The organism is Mesorhizobium sp. M0018 (assembly GCF_040323955.1).
GTDB lineage: Bacteria > Pseudomonadota > Alphaproteobacteria > Rhizobiales > Rhizobiaceae > Mesorhizobium.
On sequence record NZ_JAMYVL010000022.1, the window covers coordinates 23,576 to 42,794 of the forward strand.

A 19,219-nucleotide genomic window follows, 5' to 3' on the forward strand; every position below is an offset into this window, starting at 1 on the left:
ACGTGCAATAGGTTATCAATATGGGCTGATTTGGGCGATCCCTGCCAGCCCCCTTGGAACGCCTGCTCGGAAAGCCCTCGGAAAGCCTTGTGCGGTTCAGGGAAAAACACTAATCCAGCGCCGTGGGGCCTGTAGCTCAATGGTTAGAGCCGGCGGCTCATAACCGCTTGGTTGGGGGTTCGAGTCCCTCCGGGCCCACCATTGGCTTTTGTGGCCGTTGATTTAATTGGATTTTTTCGCCATTTTTGTCCCACCTCTTTCAACCCCCTCAGAAAGTGGGACAATTTTGTTCTCTTTTCGATCGATAACCAGCAGGTATTTCGCCGCTCTCGCTACCTTCCGGCGACGCGCTTTCTTGATGTAGTGGTCGGGCTGCTGGTACGTAGTCCACCCATATATCGCCTTCAGCTGCTCGTGCGTCGCGCCGTTCTCAGCGGCGATCGTCGCGCCGGCCTTCCGAATTCCATGAGCACTGCAGTGCGGCAGCTCAGCTTGATCACACCACTGGCGCATCTTGTTGCCCAGACTGTTGTCCGAGAACGGGCGACCATACTCATTGACCAGGAAGGTCATCTGGTCGGAGGGCGTGTGCTCAAGTTCCGCCTCTAGTTCGGGCAGAAGCGGGAGCTCCACCAACACCGCATCCTTGTTACGACTGGTCTTCCCAGGCTTAATTCTGATCCACTTCTCCCACTGCTCGGTCTCCTCGTTGTAGACGAGCGTGATGTGCTGTCGACCGAAGATCGCGACGTCGGACAACCGCAGGCCAGTAAACATGAAGATCGAGAGCGCACGTCTGGCTGCGGTACCCAGCGGATGCCGCTTCTCATATTGAACGATCTCCGACACGTCCCATGGGTGCCAGCCGTCGCCGCTCTTTAGCCGTCTGATGCCGCGGGCGGGATTAGAGTCGACGCCCGGAATCTCTGTGTCCTTTGCCCACTCAAACATCGCGCTGATGGCCTTTACGATATTGTTTGCCGCGCCCAGGGCGTCGAGCCTGGTGTCCCTGATCTCCTTAACATGAGACCGTTTCATACCGGCGAATGGCAGAGATCCCTTGGTGGGATACTGAGGATCCGGGTCACCTTCGAGGGGATGAGGTAATTCGCATACGCGCTCCAGAATTGCTCGTCGGCGCGCCATAGTGTCTTGGGTGATTTCCGTGCCGCCCCGACGGTAATACTCCTGGCAAAGCCACAGCAACGTGCCTTTCTTCGCTGGCTCGGAAGGCTTGGGGAGGCGCCGGCAAATCTCGGGAAGAGTGCCGGGCCGAACATAAGTGACCTCGGCGCGCGCGCACCGCAGTTCCTCGAGGAACTCGTCGCTGCCGGTCGGTTCACGGAGCCGGACCTTCTTCCGACCCGGTGCGCGAAAATAGTACCGATCATTGCCGTGGCGATCAGTGTCCTTCACTACGCCCTTAAGATCGACCTTCACGGGCTCATCCGTCATGTTCGTGGTTTTCGATCCCAAGGATTGTCTAGTGGCGGCGAATCTTCGTCAAGCTTTGGTGCTCCTCCGATTTGGCGGTGAGGGAGCTTTCGAAACGCCAATACAAGTTCCTCGACGTCCCAAACAATGCGCCCCTTGCTCGGCATTCGTGGCTGCGGCATCCGGCCGTCCTGGACCATTTCATCAAAGGTCGTTGAGCTTACGCCGATGAACGTCGCAGCCTGCTCGCGATTGATTCCTACCGGCGGGAGCGAGGGCGGCAAGACGCTCGGGGTGCGCAGCATCGGTTTAGTGCGTTGAAAGCGCGTCTTTGGCGCCTGCCTGTCTTTCTATGCACCTGTCCGAATATTGCAGACGCTCAATCATTTCCTGGCCCTGTGCTTGCAGGCTCACCCTAGGTCTCCAGACCTAGGATCGCTCAAGACACCGGACTCTTTTCCAGCCTTTGTGTACGATGATGGGTATCTTAATGCGCTCGAGGCCAAGAACTGAATGGTCGGCGACTTGGAAGGGCAAAATGACCGCGGAACCACGAATCTGAGTCAGAGGCGGAATCCAACTGAGGAAAGCATGGCTGTGTTTTCAGACGGTTATGACTCTCATGCATGCGTAACAACCAACAAGAATACAAACAAAATATTTCTGTGGATTACTTTCATTCCTCATGGAATGCGCGACTGATTTGGTCCGACAGCGGCTTCACAAAATAAGAAAGCGCCGTACGCTCGCCCGTCTGGATCATCGCTTCGGCCGGCATGCCGGGCACGAGCGTCAGGTCCTTGAGCTTCGTCAGTTCCGCATGCGGAACCGACAGACGCACTAGGTAATACGAAACGCCGTTTTTTTCGTCCGTCGCCAGATCGGCTGCGATCCGGCTGACATATCCGTTCAATACCGGCGTGGTCCTCAGATTGAAGGCTGACATCCGCAGCACGGCCTTGTGACCAAGCTGGATTTGGTCGATGTCCTTCGGGGTGATTCGTGCTTCAAGCGCAAGATCGTCGCCTTCCGGCACGATTAGCATAATCGGATCGGCGGGCGTGATCACTCCTCCGACCGTATGAACTGCGAGTTGTTGAATGGCGCCTGACTGCGGCGCGACAATATCGATCCGTCGCAGTTCCTGTTCAGCCGCCACCTTGCGCTCAACATACTCCCCAACCTGCGCCTGAACCTCTCTGAGCTCCTGGCCGACTTCCGTCTTGAAATCCGGATCGATCTGCAGGATCTGGAGGCGCGTTTCGGCTATGCGGGCTGCCGTCTGTGCCTGATGTGCAATCTTCTCACCGCGTTCGCCGCCGAAAGTGGCAACCTGCGTCTTCAGGCTGTTCAAGCGTTGGTCCGAGACAATGCCTTGGTCGCGCAGCCCACTCAGGGCAGCAATTTCCTTTTGGAGAATCTCGGTGCTTTTCTCAGAAGCGATTTCCTGCGCCTTGAGCCCCTCGATCTCGTGCTCATATTGAGTGATGCGTTCCGCTAGCTGCGCCTGCCTTCCGTCGCGGGATTGTCTGCGGAATTCGAACAGCCGCGTCTCGCCATGTACTGCCGAAGCTACGTCCGGAACATCTCTGCGGGCGAGCAGCCAGTCCGGGAAGGCGATCTCCGCCAGATCGTCACGCTCAGCTTCGAGTCGTGCCAGGTTGGCGGCCAGCTCATCGAGCCGCTTGGTGACTACAGCGAGATTGGCGCGCGTCTGGGTGGCGTCGAGCCGCATGAGGATGTCGCCGGCTTTTACTTTATCACCTTCGCTCACCAGGATTTCTCCCACCACCCCGCCGGTCGGGTGCTGCACCTTCTTCACATAGGAATCGACGACAAAGTGTCCGGACGCGACAACCGCACCGGAGAGATTCGTGAAGGCCGCCCAGGCTCCGGCTCCTCCAACAAAGATCACGCTCGCCAGAAGGCCCGCCACCAGGTGCCGGCGAATGGAGCTGGAAACGTCATTATTCTGATGAATGCCGGCCACCGGGATCCTCCATGTCAGCGCGCTCTCCCACGTTATCCTGTGTAGACTCGATGGCCTTGACGCCAGCGCCTGGTGCCATCGCTGCCCTCTTCAAGACTTTGGAAAGCGCTTCATCACGCGCACCGAATGCTCGCTGCCGTCCACCTTCCATGACCAACACAAAATCCACGGCGCGGATGGCGCTCGGCCGATGGGCGACGACAACCGCAATGCCCTTGCGCCCGCGCACGGAGGCGATCGCCTTGACGACCGCAGCCTCGCCTTCCGCATCGAGATTGGCATTGGGTTCATCCAGCACAACAAGGAAAGGGTCTCGATAAAGAGCACGGGCAAGACCGATACGCTGGCGCTGCCCGGCGGAAAGTGCCGATCCGGCCTCACCAATCGGAGTTTCGTAGCCGTGCTCAAATCGGAGGATCAGTTCGTGCGTGCCCGCTGCTTTCGCCGCGGTGACAATAGCCTCAGGGTCAGGATTATCTTCAAAACGAGCGATGTTTTCGGCAATGGTGCCGTCGAACAGTTCAACACCTTGCGGCAAATAGCCGATATGACGGCCTAGCGCTTCCCGGTCCCATTGATCGAGGCTTGCGCTGTCGATGCGAACCTTTCCGGCGACCGGCGTCCATGCGCCGACGATGGCGCGCGAGAGTGTCGACTTGCCCGAACCCGATGCACCGATGATCCCGAGTGCGCTTCCCGCCTGAACGGCAAACGCAAGGCCGGTCACGGTCGGCTTCCTTTCGCCGGGCGGAACGATTGTCACGCCTTCGAGGCGGAGTTCGCGTTCAGGTGCAGGCATTGGCATAACAGGAGCGGTTTCAGGAACCTTTCCCAGGAGGTCCTCCAGCCGCGCCCAACCCTGGCGCGCCATGAGGAAGGGTTTCCAGCTTGAAATGGCCAGATCGACCGGAGCCAGCGCGCGCCCCATCATGATCGAACTGGCAATCATGACCCCGGCCGTAGCCTCCTGCCTGATGACAAGGTACGCGCCGACGGCAAGAATGGCCGATTGCAGCAGCACGCGCAACGACTTTGCAATGCCACCCAGCCCACCTGCCACGTCCCCAGCTTTCCGGTTGGCGGCCAGATACTCGGCATTGGCCTTGTGCCATCGGGCAGCGATCCGCTTTCCGAGACCGAGAGCTTGCACGACCTCGGCATTGCAACGCGCTGCTTGCAGTAGGCCATTGCGCACCATGTCGTGGGCAATGGTCTCGCGTATCGGCCGTTGCGAGAGAGTGTTGGTAAGAAGTGTCAGAGATGTGAGACCGATCGCCCCGATAAGTGCCGTCATGCCGATCCAGAAATGAAGGAGGAAGCAAATGGCAAGATAAAGCAGCATCCATGGCAGATCGAAGAACGCTGTCGGACCGTTTCCACCTAAGAATCCGCGAATATTGTCGAGGTCGCGAAGCGGCTGCAAGCCGTCGCCCGGCATGCGCGTTAAAAGCGGAAGGCGAACGATCGCATCGTGAACGCGTCCGGAAAACTGTTCATCGAAACGCTCGCCAATCCGCAGCAGCACGCGGGCGCGCAAAACGTCGAGCAGGCATTGGAACGCATAAAGCCCTGCAGCAAGCACGACGAGCCCCACTAGCGTCGATACGCTGCCACTTGCCAGAACGCGGTCGTAGACCTGAAGCATGAACAGCGGCGAGATCAGCGCAAGCACGTTGACCACGCCGCTGATCAACAGAATTCCCCAAATAGCGGAAGTCAGAGGGAAAGGTCTCAAAGCTGAATCCTTCAAGGAATGGTTACTCACGTAGGTCTCCGTGAGGATCTGGCGACCCAGCTCCCTATATTGCTCCCCGAGCGGCAACCGACTCGCTGATTCAGGATCAGTGCTCCCGCCGAATATGTTTGGCTTGGCATCTAATGGAGCGGGTCAACAACAACACCGTCCGGCTGAAGGTTTGGAAGGGCAACGTCATCGTGGCCGGCCGCAAGGGCCCGAACAGGCTTCCGCCTCCACGCGTTCAGGGAGATTTCGGTGTACGACCAGCGCGACGTGCAGGGCTTCGTCAAGCTGTACACGCTGCGACTGCTCCCGGGCGCCCCGGCCCATCGCAAGTAGCGGAGACGGAAAGCGCCCGCCCAGGGGGGCGGGGCGCTGTTCCGTATGGGTTTTCTGGATCAAACGAAGGTGAAGTCCGACGCGGTCAGGCCTAGGTCGGCCACGGTGACCACACCGCCCAGGTGGGCGAACTCATGCCCATTGTTCTCGGCGGTGACATAGGCCAGAGTTGCGACTCTGTCGCTGTAGCTGCTTTGGTAGACAATGATGTCGCCGGCGTGCTCGCCGGAGATCGCACTCGCGGCTTCAGAAGCAGAGTTGAAAGATTCGCCAGTGATCACCACGACGTGTTCGCCGTTCGCACCCGAGGCCGCACCACTGTAGAAGCTGCTCACCGGGTAGCCGGACTGTATGCTGGCGTTGTTGACGAAGTTCGCGCCAAAACCGTCGTTGTAGAGGCCCACCGCATCGAAGGCGAACTTGTCCTCCGCCGGGTTGAAATCGGTGATAGTGGTAATGTCCGACTTCGACCCGACAACCCCAGGCACCGGATTGTGGAACTGGAACACGAACGTGTCATTGTCGGTGCCCCCGGTCAACGTATCCTGGCCGTCACCCACGTAGAGGACATCCTGGCCGGGACCGCCGCTGAGCCTGTCATTGTCCTCACCGGAGATGCGCGCGTTGAAGCGGCCGTTGTCGCCGGAGAGATCGTCCCAGCCATCTCCGCCGAAGATGCGGTCGTTACCCTCGCCGCCAATGGCTCGGTCACTGCCCTGGCCAGCCGAGATCTCGTCGTTGCCGGCACGACCGTCAATCCAGTCATTGCCCTGGAAACCCTCCATCCAATCTTCAAGCTCGGTGCCGAGGAGTGTTTCGGAACCCGGGCCACCCTCGATAATCTTTGCCATCGAAAATACTCCTAATGATGCACCCTGCCTGACGCGTTCATATTCCTCATCGGATAATTAGAAAAATCGATTGCTTGGATAGACACGCATTTACGAAATGGATGCACTCACGTTCACTTCGCCGTTCTGCTGAGCAGTTGCGGGCTCGTTAGCGGCGGGGACGCTGGTCGCCCAAGCAATCGATCTGAAGATTCGACACTCAAACCACCAGGACAACACTTCGTAACGGGGCCGTCCTAGTTCGGCCCCAAACTTCTCTCTGTTTGCTCGACGCCGGCATACCCGCACCGTAAGCGCTGGACGAGGACAAGTTCCGCTGGCCGCGGGTGGAGAACGGCGTGATCCGGCTTGCCGCGCCGAACTGATGGCGCTCGTCGAAGGCATGGACTGGCGCGTTTGAGCCGAACGGAGACGGCGTCCGACGTCGGCCGGATAGGCCGTGGCGAAGTAACTCAGGCGCAAAAGGCGGGCCTCAGGCCGTGCAAAATAAGCTCCTGTCGGCGTCAGTGACGAGAAGCGCTCGGCCCGTCCCCACGAAATCGATCCGCTCAAGGCGATGTTCGTCGCCATGGCGGCGGAGAAGGCCGAACTGCAACAACTCCGGAGCGAAACACTCAAGGCCGAGATCGTCCGGATGGCGACACTCAACGAGCGTGCCCAGGAGAGGATCGCCGACCTTCATGGGATCGTCAAGCAGCTGGAGCGCGCCGCTTCGGTCGCAGCTCCGAGAAGCTCGAACGTGCCCAGCAGGCCTTCGCCTTCGAAATCAGACCGGGCTCGGCGCGATTGAGTCCGAGCTCGAGGCCGCAAGACCGACAGGCGAGCCGCGACGTGCTGCGCGACCGCGCAAGGCGTTCCCGGCGCATCTGGAGCGGGTCGAGATCGTCATCTAGCCCGAGCCATGGGGGAAGAAGCGCTCCCGCAGCCAATCGTCCAGTCCGTCAAACGCGGTCGGCCGCACAGGCTTGCGAAACGGAACAGTCCCGCCCTCGCTTAGATACCGAGGCACCGTGTTGCGAGCGCACCCGAATTCGTTCGCCCGCCGGTTCCCCAGCCAAGCTCATGCAGCGGCAGCATCGCTGCCACCTCTTCAAGCTGAAGGATCTGCTCTCCCTGCATCGTTCTCGACAATGCTGGAATCGCCCAATCCCAATCGCCATCCATGCCTCCTCTCATAACCGAGGGGTCGTCGGCCGACAACTGAGACGTCCGGTGCTCTTAGGCGGGGTAATCATACGAGATGCCTCCTGCAACATCATTTCCCGCATCCATAGGCTTGCCGGATCATTATTGTGAAGCGCAGGCCATTGGACGGCCTCCGTGAATGCGGCAGGAAGTGGCGGCGGAAGTTCGACAATCCGCAGGGGTGTTAATTTTGCGAAATGCTGCGCCAGCCGTAAGGGCATTGTCCCAATGCGGTTGGTGCCTGATAGAAGGGGCGGGATCATGCTAAAGCCCTGTACGACGACCTCGATACGTCTCTCGAAACCGTTCTCGAGCAAATACCATTCCTCGATGGAGGGCTGCCGGGTGTCCCCGAATTTAAGCACAACCTGCCCCATCGACAAGTATCGGTCGAATGTAAGTGGCTCTGACAGCTGCTTGTTCGTGCCGCAGCCTACGCATACGAGCATATCTTCGAACAGGGCTGCGCGAGGATGTTTCGACATGAATACTTCCGGCATAATCAGAAAATCAACGTCGCCGCGCCGGAGAAGCTCCTCGGGGTCGTCGGAAATAAGCAGACATTCGAAGCGGACGGCGGGAGCTTCCCGCGCAGCACGCTTTACGATCTTCTTAAAAAATACGAGCGTGAGGTAATCGGAAAGGATGATGCGGAAGCGACGATCCGATCGGGCCGGGTTAAAGGCGTCCCAGGAAATAATCGACAGCTGGATGTGCAGCAATGCCTCCCGGACTGCTGTGGCGAGCCCCTCCGCGCGCGGTGTCAAAATGAGTTCGCGGCCGTTCATCGTAAATAGCTCATCGCTGAAATAGGCGCGTAACCGACCGACGGCGGCGCTCATGGCCGGCTGACTCAGGTTAATACTGCGGGCCGCGGCGGTGACTTTACGCTCCCTGATCAAAGCGTCCAGCACAACCAGGAGATTTAGATCGAGTCCCTTAAAACGCATGTATTGACCTATCCGACGCGTGGATGGGTATCGCCCAAAGAATCAATTTTACGAATGGTGAGTAGCGTCAACGCATCAGCCGGCGACGAAATAGAGCAACCGATAGGAAGAACGGCAAAACCGTGTATATGCAAAGCGCGCCGATATGCAGGCCCATGCTGCCGGCCGGACGGCCAAGCATCGCCGGACGAATGAGGTCAATTGCATGTGCGAGCGGCAACAAGGAGGCGACGTCCTGAAAAGCGCCGGGCAATTGGTTGACCGGAAACATCGCGCCGCAAAGGAACAGCATGGGTGTTATAACAAGCGTATTATAAAATATGAAATATTCATAACTGGGCGCAAGCGCCGTGACGACCATCGCTAGACTCGCGAAGGCGAGGCCACTGAGAGCGATGACTGGCAGCAAGCAGAGGATGGATGGCCACGATGTGTAGCCGAGCGTGGTGGCAACAACAGTGATTGCTGTGCCCGCCATCAGGGCCTTGGTGGCTGCCCACGCCAATTCGCCGAGTAAGATATCGCCGAGCGTCAGCTGAGTGCATAGCATTCCTTCCCAGGTGCGCTGGTTGTCCATGCGGCCGAAACTCCCGTAAACCGTTTCAGCAGTCGCCGATGCCATCGCGCTTGTGGCAACCATGCCAGCCGCGAGAAACGCAATGTACGAAGTGCCCTCAACAGGACCTATCATTGTTCCGATGCCAAAGCCGAGACCGAACAGATAGATCATCGGATCGGCGAGGTTGCCGAGAACCGATGCAAGCCCGATTTTCTTCCATCCAAGATAGTTGCGGCGCCAAACCGCGACCCAATTCCACGCATTGGCGGGCATGGCCGCCGCATAACGTTCGCCCATTGTTCAGTCCTCCATCTCGCGCCCGGTTAGCCGCAAGAACACATCCTCGAGATTGGGGGGACGCTGCAGAAGGCGCAGACCGGCGCGCCCGCGTAGCTGCACCAGCACCTGCTCCGGATCGGGTGCATAGCAAAAAAGCGTCTCACCGCTCACCTCGATGCGCTGTGCGTACGGCCGGATCAGCGCACCCAGTTCATGCGGATTGCCGCCGTAGACCTCGACCACGTCACAGCCGATCTGCTCGTCAATGAGTGCGGACGGGCGGCCTTCGGCGATCTTGCGCCCCTCCTCCATAACGCACAGCCGATCGCACAGCCGCTCGGCCTCTTCCATGAAATGGGTAGTCAAAAGAATAGTCTTGCCCCGCGCCAGCAGCGATCGCAGCCGTTCCCAGATCAGGTGGCGGGCCTGCGGATCGAGGCCGGTGGTCGGCTCGTCCATCACCAGCAAGTGCGGGTCATTGATCAGCGCACGCGCGAGCGTCAGGCGCCGCTTCATGCCGCCGGACAGTTCGGCGACGCGCGCATCCGCTTTGTTCTCGAGGCGGGCGAACTCAAGCAGCGACGGTATGACCGCTTCGATCTGGCGTCTGCTCATCCGGAAGTAGCGCCCGAACACCAACAGGTTCTCGCGTACAGTGAACGCGGTATCAAGATTGTCGAACTGCGGGACCACGCCGATGCGCATACGTGCCAAACGCGCGCGCGCCGGCACTGGAGCGCCGAGCACAGTAATCTTCCCCGCATCAGGCGATGTCATGCCGAGGACCATACGCGCAATCGTGCTTTTGCCCGCACCGTTTGGTCCCAAGAGCCCGAAGCATTCCCCCGCCGCAACGCGGAACGACAGTCTGTCGACAACGAGCTTGTCATAAGTTTTGCTTACGTCAGTAAGATCGATCGCTACCATGGACATGGGTTCATTTTACCGAGAGGGACGCCAAGACTGGCGGTTGCTTGGTTGCCTGCCGGACCTGAAACTGTGACTCGTCTTCGCCATCCCAGCCGTCGATAACGAACTGATCGACATCACAAGGATTTAGCCCCTGTTCCGCCAAAGCGGCGACAATTACGTCGAGATTATCGATGGTTTGATAACGCGGATTGTTGTGCCGCTTTTCCTGCTCAACGCAGAAGACGAGCCGTCCATCCTCGACAAGGGCGATCGCCCCATCATGGGTCAGCTTGGTACCACAGATGCGCATAGTGTCTCCACGTTAACGGCGATAGATTCGATTCATCAGGAAGCGGAAAGCGGGTTCCGGAAACGGACGAGCAAGCAGTCTTCGTTGACCGACTCGCCCCGACACTCAAGACGCTCTACCTCGATCAACGTTTCGTTCAGCATGGCGATGACCGGCTCAGCACCAGCGGCGTGACCCCAGCGACGGCAATTAGCATCCCTTGCCGATCCGAAGATCAGATGCCCGCCTGGCGCAAGCACCCGCACCAGGTTTTTGACGGCCGCGCGCATCTCGGCTATGTCTTCGAGGTAGTATAGGACCTCCGCCACAACGATCAGGTCAAACAACTCGTCGGTCGAAAACTGTTGAACATCGGAGACTATCCAGTTGATGCGCGACGGCTCCTTTATCCGTTGACGTGCTCGAGCAATCGCTTGGGCCACGACATCGATGACGGTGAGCCCTTGGCAGTAGGGGGCTAGTTTTTCCGTGAATGCGCCGGCAGCGCACCCGACTTCGAGGGCATTTGTAATGGAGCCTTGGGCAAGCGCCAGCTGGAGCATTTCCGTGTGGCGCTCCCGCTCGAACGGATTGCCGTCGAGGCGCCACGGATCGTCTGCGGCCAATTCCCGATCGAGCAACTGATGATTCATGTTCTGGGTCAAACTCGTCCACCTCTCGTCTACCTAGGTAATTAGCGATCACTCGTCGCCGCAGATGTTGCTCGACAGCGCTAATCCCGAAGAATCCGCGCAAGATTGAGCCTGCGAAGCGGAGCCGCATGCGGTGAGAATTCTGCCCTGCTTGATCCAGTGATCGGAGTTTGGGTGGGGGCCTGTTTTCCCCCAGTGTTCGATGTAGCGACAGCAGAGCTTCGCGACAGCCAATCGCTATTGCTCAATGTACACAGCGCGTAGGCCTTCAAGGGAAGTAAGAGAAAGATGTTGATGAACGTGTGCAGGGAAAAGCCCAGAAATCGAAACTGTCGAGCACGAAATGCTACCACGCTGCATCGGAGCATGGTCATGGACACAATCATCAGTCCTGTCCACCAAGGCACAGTGCCTGTCAGTGCGAAATGTGCGAGGCCCGTTAGTACCGATAGGGCGAGGAGTAGCGGCCCGAGATTCTGTCCGACCACGTCCAACGTGAGATAGCTATTGAGGCCGGGCAGCAAGCGCAGCCCAAGCAGCGTGTCCCGGAATGTGCTTCGTGCCCAACGGAGTTGTTGGCGCAGATACGGTCCGAGTCTGTTCGGAACGACTGTGGCCGCGATGGCGCCCGGAACGTACTCGGTTCGAAAGCCTGCTTTCAGCATGAGGATAGTGAGATGGCGATCCTCCCCGAAGTCGCTTGGCTTGCCCCGAAAAAATTGCGACTCGTACTGGTCCAGTAACAAAAGGAGCGCAGACCGGCGGTACATGGCACATGGGCCGCAACAGCACATAACGGCACCGAAGCGAGCCTGTGCCGCGCGCTCCTCGTTGCAAGCCAGCCAGTACTCCATGTCTATCAGCCTTGTCAGCCAGCTCTCGCTCCGGTTACTGGCAATCAACTGACCCATGACTGCGCCGACCGCTGGATCTCGCATCTTCGGTACAAGCTTGGTGATGACGTCGGACGCGAGTATCGTGTCTGAATCAACGTTAAGCACCAAATCCCCGGATGAGCGGCGTATCGCGGCGATCTGCGCCTTGCGCTTTCCAACATTCTCGGGAAGCAAAATAATGTCGAACCTAGGGTCGCGCGCGTAGGTTTCGTGGACAGTTCCTACGGCTTCGCGATTTCCAGAACCGTCATCAACCACATAGACCCGAAGTCTTCCGGCGTATTCTTGGTCTGCAATGGACGCCAGGCACTCTGAAAGCGTGCGCGGATCCTCGTTGAAGCAGGGGACGATGACATCCACGCTGGGCAGTTGATCGGAGCCGACGAGATCCTCCAACGCCGATGAGTCGTTTGTCGGCAGAGCATAAATCCCCTGCATGCTCTTATAAGCAGTCGAGAGCAGTGCATAAAGCGAAATGGCCACAGTGCTGGTTGTACCAAGAAGAGTCATGGGATCTCGTTTGTTCAGTGATGTTGAGGAAGTGAGCGGATTACAAATCCGCGCTCATGAAGTGCTGGAATCAGACGGGACAGCGCCGTGACCGTCTGGTCGCGCAGACCGGCGTGAGCGCCCTGGCTCAACTCGCCGGGAGGGCATCCGTCGTGCAAGAGTACGATTGCGCCCGGCCGGACAGAGGCGAGCACGGTATCGATAATCGCGTCGACCCCAGGGCGAGACCAATCTCGAGGGTCGACGGACCAATGGAGGGCCGTCAGCCCGGCGATCTGTGACGCTGTGAAGATTTCTTCGCTCCAGGCGCCGTAGGGCGCGCGAATATAGCGCACCGAGGCCTGAGGGCACGCCCTCATGATGGCGCCGTTCGCTTCAAAAATCTCACGTTGCACTTCGCCGAAGCCGCATTTGTACAGATCCGGATGAGTCATCGTGTGGTTGCCTAGCTCGTGCCCTTCTGCAAACATTCGTTGGATTAGATCCGGGTGCTCTAAGGCGTAGGCGCCGATGACGAAGAAAGTCGCCGGCACCCGCTGCTCTGCCAACACATCGAGAATCTCCGGTGTGAAAAGTGGATTGGGACCGTCGTCAAACGTCAGATAAACGCTGCGACGGCCGGTGCCGTCAGAGCACTCACGGCGCAGTTCGTACAAGCAATCGGGACGGCTCATAGCTCTGGTCCGTTCCGATCGATCATCGTGCCCGTGGGCCATTCGCTGATCGGCCGTCCAACTGGCAGAACAATGGTGAGTGCGTCATCGATGCGTGTGGGCGGCAGGTCGAGGCGCGCCTCTGGTCGGGTGGAGCGCACGCGAATTCCCGACAAAACGGCCAAAGGGCTGTATCGCCGCGCGAACCTCTCAACATGATTCCGCAGCGCGTCCCGGACGGTTCCGAAAGCGAATGGAACGCCAAGCTCCTGCAGTATTGGAAGCATGACATGGATTGAATGGGCGATTCCGAGACCCTCAAGATCCGGACGTACCCCGTACAGGCCCAGCTCAGCCACCAACAGATCGACCGCGTCAACCTTGATGAAACGGCGCAGTATGCCCATGTGAGCCGCTACACCGCTCGAATCATAGGCGATTGCGCGGAGTTCAGGCCTGGCTCCGGCCCAGCTTCGACTACCTTCGAACGGTTCTGCGTTGGACGCCCCAGTCGGCCCGTAGGTATTACGAAAGAACTGGGCGAGCTCGACGTGGTCCGAGAGCTGCAACTCGTTTTCCCAGCACAATTTCCACTGCACCTGAGGGCGCATTCAGGACCTCTCTTCAAAATGGTTTCTTGCGGGCCGCATTACCCGGCCAAAGCGGCGGCGTTGTTGGCTGCACTCAACCGTTGTCGTTAGCGACGGTGAGCCAGCCGGTGGGGCTCGCCAATGAGCTCTCTCGATGTTCCCGCCCGTGTGGCGGCGCCGTCGATTTGAGCTTGACGTCGGTCATTTACGTTCCTCTAATGCATGGTTCGTAAATTCGTAAAATTGATTGTTTAGATGATGCCCATCCACACGCTGGATAGATCAGGATATGCGGTTTAAGGGGCTGGATCTGAATCTCCTCGTTGTGCTGGACGCTCTGATCAGGGAGCGTAAAGTCACTGCCGCGGCCAACAGTATTAATCTGAGCCAGCCGGCCATGAGCGCCGCCGTCGCTCGGTTACGCGCCTACTTCAGCAATGAGCTATTTACGATGAACGGCCGCGAGCTCATTTTGACACCGCGCGCGGAGGGGCTTGCCCCAGCAGTCCGGGACGCATTGCTGCACATCCAGCTATCGATTATTTCCTCCGACGCCTTTAACCCAGCCCAATCGGATCGTCTCTTCCGAATCATGCTTTCCGATTACCTCACGCTCGTGCTTTTTAAGAGGATCGTAGAGCGTACTGCGCGGGAAGCTCCCGCCGTCCGCTTCGAATGTCTGCCTATTTGCGACGACCCCGAGGAGCTTCTCCGGCGCGGCGACGTTGATTTTCTGATTATGCCGGAAGTGTTCATGTCGAAACATCCTCGCGCAGCCCTGTTCGAAGATATGCTCGTATGCGTAGGCTGCGGCACGAACAAGCAGCTGTCAGAGCCACTTACATTCGAGCGATACTTGTCGATGGGGCATGTCGTGCTCAAATTCAGGCACACCCGGCAGCCCACCATGGAGGAGTGGTATTTGCTCGAGCACGGTTTCGAGAGACGTATCGAGGTCGTCGTACAGGGCTTTAGCCTGATCGCGCCCGTCCTATCAGGCACCAACCGCATCGGGACCATGCCCTTACGGCTGGCGCAGCATTTCGCAAAAACAACACCCCTGCGGATTGTCGGACTTCCGCCGCCACTTCCTCATCCCGCATTCACGGAGGCCGTCCAATGGCCCGCGCTTCACAATACTGATCCGGCAAGCCTGTGGATGCGGGAAATGATGTTGCAGGAGGCATCTCGCCTGGCGCCTTTGCCTGAAAGCTATTGAGCGTCTCGGGCTTCCTGGAGGCGGTCGCGATCGCGTAGGAGCGGTTGCCATTCGGGCGTCAGGCCTTTGGCTCGGCAGAGCGGCGCAGTTCCTTGCTGAGTACGAGGGCCAAGAACGAGCAGAACACATGCCCGGGCTGGTGCTGAGTTGACTGCCGCCTCCGATTTCGCGTGCGAAGTCCCAGAAGATGTCTAGCCCCACTCAAATGCCAACTTTGCCGGCCTTGCCGCGGCTTTTCACGCGCGACCAGGCGAGGAGATGCCGGTCGACGAGGTCAATCCCAATGGACTGTGCCGGCCTCGCTCGGCTACTGGCGTGAGGCATCCTTGACGACACCGCCCTGCACCGACAACGTCGAGATGTTGGCAATGAAGCCGGTCGAGGTCGACGCTGCGGATGTAGGCAATTTACCTCGCGCTTCGGGCTGAACGCGCGGCCGATCCGTTCACCCAATCGGCGCTTCATCCTGGGCCGCGGCTGAGGCCTGTGGGGTGCGGCTACCCCGCGTGGATGGGATAATCAATCAACTTTCTCTCATTCATGAAAGGAAACTCCCCGCTTACGATAGAAGCCATCAGTTTCATATATTTTCCGGCAGATGGATGTCGAACGGCAGAAATGTCTGTCCTGGTGTTTCAGCAGTGCCGGTCTCGATAGCCCGCGTCATCAGCGTTATCAGCTCCTGGGAAAGCCGGCGCATTGGCGTGGCGACCGCCATCGTGATGATGTTATCAGCGAGTGCCGCCCGAGATTCCGGCGTGATTTCATTCACGATCGCGACGAGATCGCGACTTTTACCCTCTTCCCGGACCGCGGAGATGGCGCCCTCCATGCCGCCGCCGGCGACATAGAAGCCGACGAGCTCGGGTTCCCGCTGCATGAGATCAAGCGTTGCCTCGTAGGTGACCTGCCGTTTCTCCAGGTTCACAAGCGGATCGAGCACCTCGAACGTCGGCGCGTTCTCACGGCAATAGGAGCGAAAGCCGACGTCACGGAGCTCGTGCCCCTGGAAACGATGGCTACCGACAAACACCGCCACCTTGCCGGGCCGTTTTGCGACCTTGGACACCATCCAAGCGGCCGTGCGCCCCACCTTGCGGTTGTTGAGGCCGATATAGCCCTGTCGCACGCCGGCGGCGAAGTCGGAAAGCAGCGAGAAAACCGGAATGCCTTTGGCCTTGAGGTCCTCAACCGCTGCTGTAATTTTTGGGTGGTCCGGTGCCACCATCGCGATCGCATGGCAGCGTGCGCCCAAATCCTTGAGCGGTGCGATTAGGTCGTTCGGCATATGTGACGGGGCGAATTGGATGAGCGGAATGCCGTGGAAGGACTGGGCCAAATTGACCGACGCTTCGACCTCGCGCGCAAAGTCTTGGTAGAAATGCTGGGCCGGTTTTCTCAAGATGAAGCCCAGACGGTAGCACGGTAGGTCTCGCCGCAAGCGCTGCTTGATGAGCCCGGCAGCATGATAGCCGATCGCGTGGGCGGCGTCGTGGACCCGCCGCGCGGTCTCCTCGCGCACCGGATGGCGGGCGTTCAGAACCCGATCGACCGTTGCTACGCTGACTCGGGCTTCGCGGGCGAGATCGGTAATTGTGGGGCGCTTGGTCATGGGTCCTATTCTGATTGGTTTTTGACGCAGGCTGGCTCTCTGTCACCTAGCGTGATTCGACAATGCTTTCGGGTGGGCAAAGTGAAGACGCCCGCATACTGAATGATCGACAGCGTATTGGACTACTCCAGACGTAGACCGGCCGGGTATAACGGAAGGTTCATTCGCTTAGGGCGGCGATGATTTGCACTCACACATTTAGCGCTTCTGATACATGGTCCGTGAGGCGCCGTTTAGAGCCTGCGAGTCGATCGTTCAGGTCATGTGACCAGCTTGGCGAAACCGGTCGCGGTGCGTCGCCCTTACTCGGCGGAGGATAGCCGGTTTGATGCCTCGGCAAGCTGATGACCGCAGAAGGCGGCTTTCATCTGCGCTCGGTCCAATTCTCCTTCCCAGCGGGCAACGACGAGGGATGCCACTGCGTTGCCGACGCAATTCGTCAGCGCCCGGCATTCGGACATGAAGCGGTCGATGCCGAGTATCAGTGCCATCCCAGCAACGGGAACACTCGGAACTACGGCGAGCGTAGCAGCCAGGGTGATGAAGCCCGCACCTGTTACACCTGCAGCGCCCTTAGAGGAAAGCATCGCAACGAGCAGCAGCAGCACCTGATCGCCGATTGACAGATCCGTGTTCGTCGCCTGCGCGATGAAGAGGGCCGCCAGGGTCATGTAGATATTCGTGCCGTCCAGATTGAACGAATATCCGGCCGGGATGACGAGACCCACAACCGAACGCCTGGCGCCCGCCTTCTCCATCTTCTGCATGAGCGAGGGGAGCGCGGCCTCCGAGGAGGACGTTGCGAGGACAAGCAGCAGCTCTTCCTTGATGTAGCGAATAAGAGAACAGATCGAAAAGCCGTTGTAGCGGCAGACCGCGCCGAGAACCCCGAACACGAAGAGGAAGGCGGTGAAATAAAACGTCGCGACCAGCATCGCGAGGTTGACGACCGAACCGATGCCATATCTGCCAATGGTGAAGGCCATTGCGCCGAAAGCGCCGATCGGCGCGGCTTTCATCAGAATGCCGACGAGCTTGAAGACAGGCGCGATGAGCGCCTGAAGGAAGGAAACGACAGGCTTGCCCGTCTCTCCGGCCATCGCGAGCGCCATGCCGAACAGAACCGAGAAGAACAGCACCTGCAGGATGTCGCCTTCCGCGAAGGCACCGACAATCGTTGGCGGGATGATGTTCATCAGGAAGCCGGTGACCGACTGCTCGTGGGCCTTTGCGGCATAGGTATTCACGGCCTGGACATCGAGCGAGGCCGGATCGATGTTGAGGCCGGCGCCAGGCTGGACGACATTGGCGACGATCAGGCCGACGATCAGCGCGAGCGTCGAGAAGGTGAGGAAATAGACCATTGCCTTGCCGGCGACCCGGCCGACCTTGTGAAGATCGTTCATGCCGGCAATGCCGGTCGCAATTGTCAGGAAGATGACAGGCGCGATGATCATCTTGACCAGCTTGATGAAGGCATCACCCAGCGGCTTCAGGCTCTCGCCGGTCCCCGGATAGAAATAGCCAATTGCGACGCCGAGGGCGATGGCGGCAAGCACCTGCGCGTAAAGCTTGGCATAGAAGGGTTTGCGGGGCGCGGGACTCGCGCCGCGGACTTGTGCAGCTGACACTGTTTCTCTCTCCCTGACCGGATCGAGGTGGCGTGACTTCTCCCGGGCTTCTCCCTATCGCGGCGCTCCGGTCGAACGCTGCACCAACGCCGCCGCAATACCCATGCCAAATGGATCCGCATGACCTGAACTGACGTTGGCTCGCCAATGATGGGATGAATGCGGTGGCACAAGACGGGAATGACAAGGCCGCCGTCCAGCACGCGCTTGATGTTCTCCGGCAGATTGCCGGTCGATCTCTCTGGCTTGCGGTTTTGCTGCACATCGTGGTGGGCTCCTCGGTTTGCCGACTTTGGGAAGGGCCGCATCGCTGGCACCAGAGCGGAGAATTGCCGTGTTCTTTGCCGCGCTGCCGCTGCAGCGACAGCTTGAAAGCGACGTCGAGACGTAGGGATTGACGCCGCTGGTGCTGACCGCGACGATGCGGTTCAGAAGTTCCGAGCACCGCCGAAAAAGCCGCGCTCGACCGCCAGCTTCGCGCCTTCACACGCGATGCCGCCGCCTTATCTCCGTCATCAATATCGAGGAAATGGCGGTTGCCGCGACCGACCAGTGTCGTCGGCAGTGATTATCGCTCCCGCCCCTGGTTCGCAGGCGCTGGTGAATGGCACCCGGCAATTTATACTCGGCGCGGTCAGCCGCTCGGGCACCGCATCGCCGGCGCCGTATTTCTGTCGTTCAACATCGCCGACAAAAATTAGAACTGATGAATTCTATCATAGGCCGCGAGGTTTCCTTTCACGAATGAAAGAAAGCTCGATTGACTATCCCGCCTCGCTCCAGTCTTTTGAAAATCAACGTGTGGTTGCCCCCGTGCAAGCCGAGAACGTGGCCAAGCTTCATGGAGGGAGAGCCAAGCGATGCGTCAGGGGTCGACCCGCTTTGCACTCGACCACACGGCGGTGGCACGAGTTCACGTCAGAGCATTT

General features: G+C 59.0%; 15 protein-coding genes, 1 tRNA gene and 2 pseudogenes. 3 read left to right on the top strand and 15 right to left on the bottom strand.

The window, feature by feature from the left end; genetic code table 11:
- The first annotated feature begins 125 nt into the window (after window positions 1-125).
- Window positions 126-201, top strand: a tRNA-Ile gene (locus NKJ81_RS25390).
- Between the two features lie 21 nt (window positions 202-222).
- Here NKJ81_RS25390 and NKJ81_RS25395 read toward each other — a convergent pair.
- The 4 genes from NKJ81_RS25395 to NKJ81_RS25410 form a co-directional block, all read right to left on the bottom strand.
- On the bottom strand, window positions 223-1,440 hold the full coding sequence (locus NKJ81_RS25395; RefSeq protein WP_352542063.1) for a tyrosine-type recombinase/integrase: 1,218 nt from the start codon (window positions 1,438-1,440) through the stop codon (window positions 223-225).
- Between the two features lie 670 nt (window positions 1,441-2,110).
- Window positions 2,111-3,424, bottom strand: coding sequence for an HlyD family type I secretion periplasmic adaptor subunit (locus NKJ81_RS25400; protein WP_352542064.1), 1,314 nt, complete (start codon window positions 3,422-3,424; stop codon window positions 2,111-2,113).
- Window positions 3,402-5,174: a type I secretion system permease/ATPase gene (locus NKJ81_RS25405; RefSeq protein WP_352491525.1), complete on the bottom strand. Its 1,773-nt coding sequence runs from the start codon at window positions 5,172-5,174 to the stop codon at window positions 3,402-3,404. The genes NKJ81_RS25400 and NKJ81_RS25405 overlap by 23 nt, the downstream gene beginning before the upstream one ends.
- 386 nt (window positions 5,175-5,560) lie before the next feature.
- Window positions 5,561-6,352, bottom strand: coding sequence for a M10 family metallopeptidase C-terminal domain-containing protein (locus NKJ81_RS25410; RefSeq protein ID WP_352491483.1), 792 nt, complete (start codon window positions 6,350-6,352; stop codon window positions 5,561-5,563).
- A 556-nt stretch (window positions 6,353-6,908) separates the two neighbouring features.
- Between NKJ81_RS25410 and NKJ81_RS25415 the strand changes: the two genes are divergently transcribed.
- Window positions 6,909-7,142, top strand: a complete 234-nt coding sequence (locus tag NKJ81_RS25415; RefSeq protein WP_352491482.1) for a hypothetical protein — start codon at window positions 6,909-6,911, stop codon at window positions 7,140-7,142.
- 111 nt (window positions 7,143-7,253) lie between these two features.
- Here the strand turns inward: NKJ81_RS25415 and NKJ81_RS25420 are convergent.
- The 9 genes and pseudogenes from NKJ81_RS25420 to NKJ81_RS25460 all read right to left on the bottom strand — a co-directional run.
- A pseudogene (locus NKJ81_RS25420) lies at window positions 7,254-7,516 on the bottom strand (hypothetical protein); the annotation flags it as partial.
- 8 nt (window positions 7,517-7,524) lie between these two features.
- On the bottom strand, window positions 7,525-8,487 hold the full coding sequence (locus tag NKJ81_RS25425) for a LysR family transcriptional regulator (protein WP_352516375.1): 963 nt from the start codon (window positions 8,485-8,487) through the stop codon (window positions 7,525-7,527).
- A 67-nt stretch (window positions 8,488-8,554) separates the two neighbouring features.
- Window positions 8,555-9,343, bottom strand: a complete 789-nt coding sequence (locus tag NKJ81_RS25430; protein WP_023719312.1) for an ABC transporter permease — start codon at window positions 9,341-9,343, stop codon at window positions 8,555-8,557.
- A 3-nt stretch (window positions 9,344-9,346) separates the two neighbouring features.
- Complete coding sequence (nodI, locus tag NKJ81_RS25435; RefSeq protein ID WP_023719311.1) at window positions 9,347-10,258, bottom strand: nodulation factor ABC transporter ATP-binding protein NodI; 912 nt, start codon at window positions 10,256-10,258, stop codon at window positions 9,347-9,349.
- A 43-nt stretch (window positions 10,259-10,301) separates the two neighbouring features.
- A pseudogene (locus NKJ81_RS25440) lies at window positions 10,302-10,547 on the bottom strand (carbamoyltransferase N-terminal domain-containing protein); the annotation flags it as partial.
- Between the two features lie 35 nt (window positions 10,548-10,582).
- The gene (nodS, locus tag NKJ81_RS25445) at window positions 10,583-11,179 is read right to left on the bottom strand and encodes a nodulation methyltransferase NodS (RefSeq protein ID WP_352466712.1); all 597 of its coding nucleotides are present in this window, start codon (window positions 11,177-11,179) and stop codon (window positions 10,583-10,585) included.
- Between the two features lie 80 nt (window positions 11,180-11,259).
- Window positions 11,260-12,585 carry a chitooligosaccharide synthase NodC gene (nodC, locus tag NKJ81_RS25450; RefSeq protein ID WP_352466667.1) on the bottom strand — a complete coding sequence of 442 codons (1,326 nt, stop codon included), beginning with the start codon at window positions 12,583-12,585 and terminating at the stop codon, window positions 11,260-11,262.
- Between the two features lie 14 nt (window positions 12,586-12,599).
- Window positions 12,600-13,259, bottom strand: a complete 660-nt coding sequence (nodB, locus tag NKJ81_RS25455; protein ID WP_352542065.1) for a chitooligosaccharide deacetylase NodB — start codon at window positions 13,257-13,259, stop codon at window positions 12,600-12,602.
- Window positions 13,256-13,849: a NodA family N-acyltransferase gene (locus NKJ81_RS25460; RefSeq protein ID WP_352457034.1), complete on the bottom strand. Its 594-nt coding sequence runs from the start codon at window positions 13,847-13,849 to the stop codon at window positions 13,256-13,258. Before NKJ81_RS25460 ends, nodB begins: the two co-directional genes overlap by 4 nt.
- A 268-nt stretch (window positions 13,850-14,117) precedes the next feature.
- Between NKJ81_RS25460 and NKJ81_RS25465 the strand changes: the two genes are divergently transcribed.
- On the top strand, window positions 14,118-15,047 hold the full coding sequence (locus tag NKJ81_RS25465; RefSeq protein WP_352494956.1) for a LysR family transcriptional regulator: 930 nt from the start codon (window positions 14,118-14,120) through the stop codon (window positions 15,045-15,047).
- Between the two features lie 580 nt (window positions 15,048-15,627).
- On the opposite strand, the gene NKJ81_RS25470 is transcribed toward NKJ81_RS25465, so the two are convergent.
- Window positions 15,628-16,659, bottom strand: a complete 1,032-nt coding sequence (locus tag NKJ81_RS25470) for a LacI family DNA-binding transcriptional regulator (RefSeq protein ID WP_352542066.1) — start codon at window positions 16,657-16,659, stop codon at window positions 15,628-15,630.
- A 302-nt stretch (window positions 16,660-16,961) separates the two neighbouring features.
- Window positions 16,962-18,290, bottom strand: coding sequence for a dicarboxylate/amino acid:cation symporter (locus tag NKJ81_RS25475; RefSeq protein WP_023678259.1), 1,329 nt, complete (start codon window positions 18,288-18,290; stop codon window positions 16,962-16,964).
- Between the last annotated feature and the right edge of the window lie 929 nt (window positions 18,291-19,219).

Excerpts from the sequence above, each read along its gene's own strand:
- NKJ81_RS25465 (WP_352494956.1), top strand. The coding sequence starts at position 14,118 with ATGCGGTTTAAGGGGCTGGATCTGAATCTCCTCGTTGTGCTGGACGCT.
- NKJ81_RS25470 (WP_352542066.1), bottom strand. The coding sequence starts at position 16,659 with ATGACCAAGCGCCCCACAATTACCGATCTCGCCCGCGAAGCCCGAGTC.
- nodS (WP_352466712.1), bottom strand. The coding sequence starts at position 11,179 with ATGAATCATCAGTTGCTCGATCGGGAATTGGCCGCAGACGATCCGTGG.
- NKJ81_RS25430 (WP_023719312.1), bottom strand. The coding sequence starts at position 9,343 with ATGGGCGAACGTTATGCGGCGGCCATGCCCGCCAATGCGTGGAATTGG.
- nodI (WP_023719311.1), bottom strand. The coding sequence starts at position 10,258 with ATGTCCATGGTAGCGATCGATCTTACTGACGTAAGCAAAACTTATGAC.
- NKJ81_RS25410 (WP_352491483.1), bottom strand. The coding sequence starts at position 6,352 with ATGGCAAAGATTATCGAGGGTGGCCCGGGTTCCGAAACACTCCTCGGC.
- nodC (WP_352466667.1), bottom strand. The coding sequence starts at position 12,585 with ATGACTCTTCTTGGTACAACCAGCACTGTGGCCATTTCGCTTTATGCA.
- NKJ81_RS25415 (WP_352491482.1), top strand. The coding sequence starts at position 6,909 with ATGTTCGTCGCCATGGCGGCGGAGAAGGCCGAACTGCAACAACTCCGG.
- nodB (WP_352542065.1), bottom strand. The coding sequence starts at position 13,259 with ATGAGCCGTCCCGATTGCTTGTACGAACTGCGCCGTGAGTGCTCTGAC.
- NKJ81_RS25425 (WP_352516375.1), bottom strand. The coding sequence starts at position 8,487 with ATGCGTTTTAAGGGACTCGATCTAAATCTCCTGGTTGTGCTGGACGCT.
- NKJ81_RS25460 (WP_352457034.1), bottom strand. The coding sequence starts at position 13,849 with ATGCGCCCTCAGGTGCAGTGGAAATTGTGCTGGGAAAACGAGTTGCAG.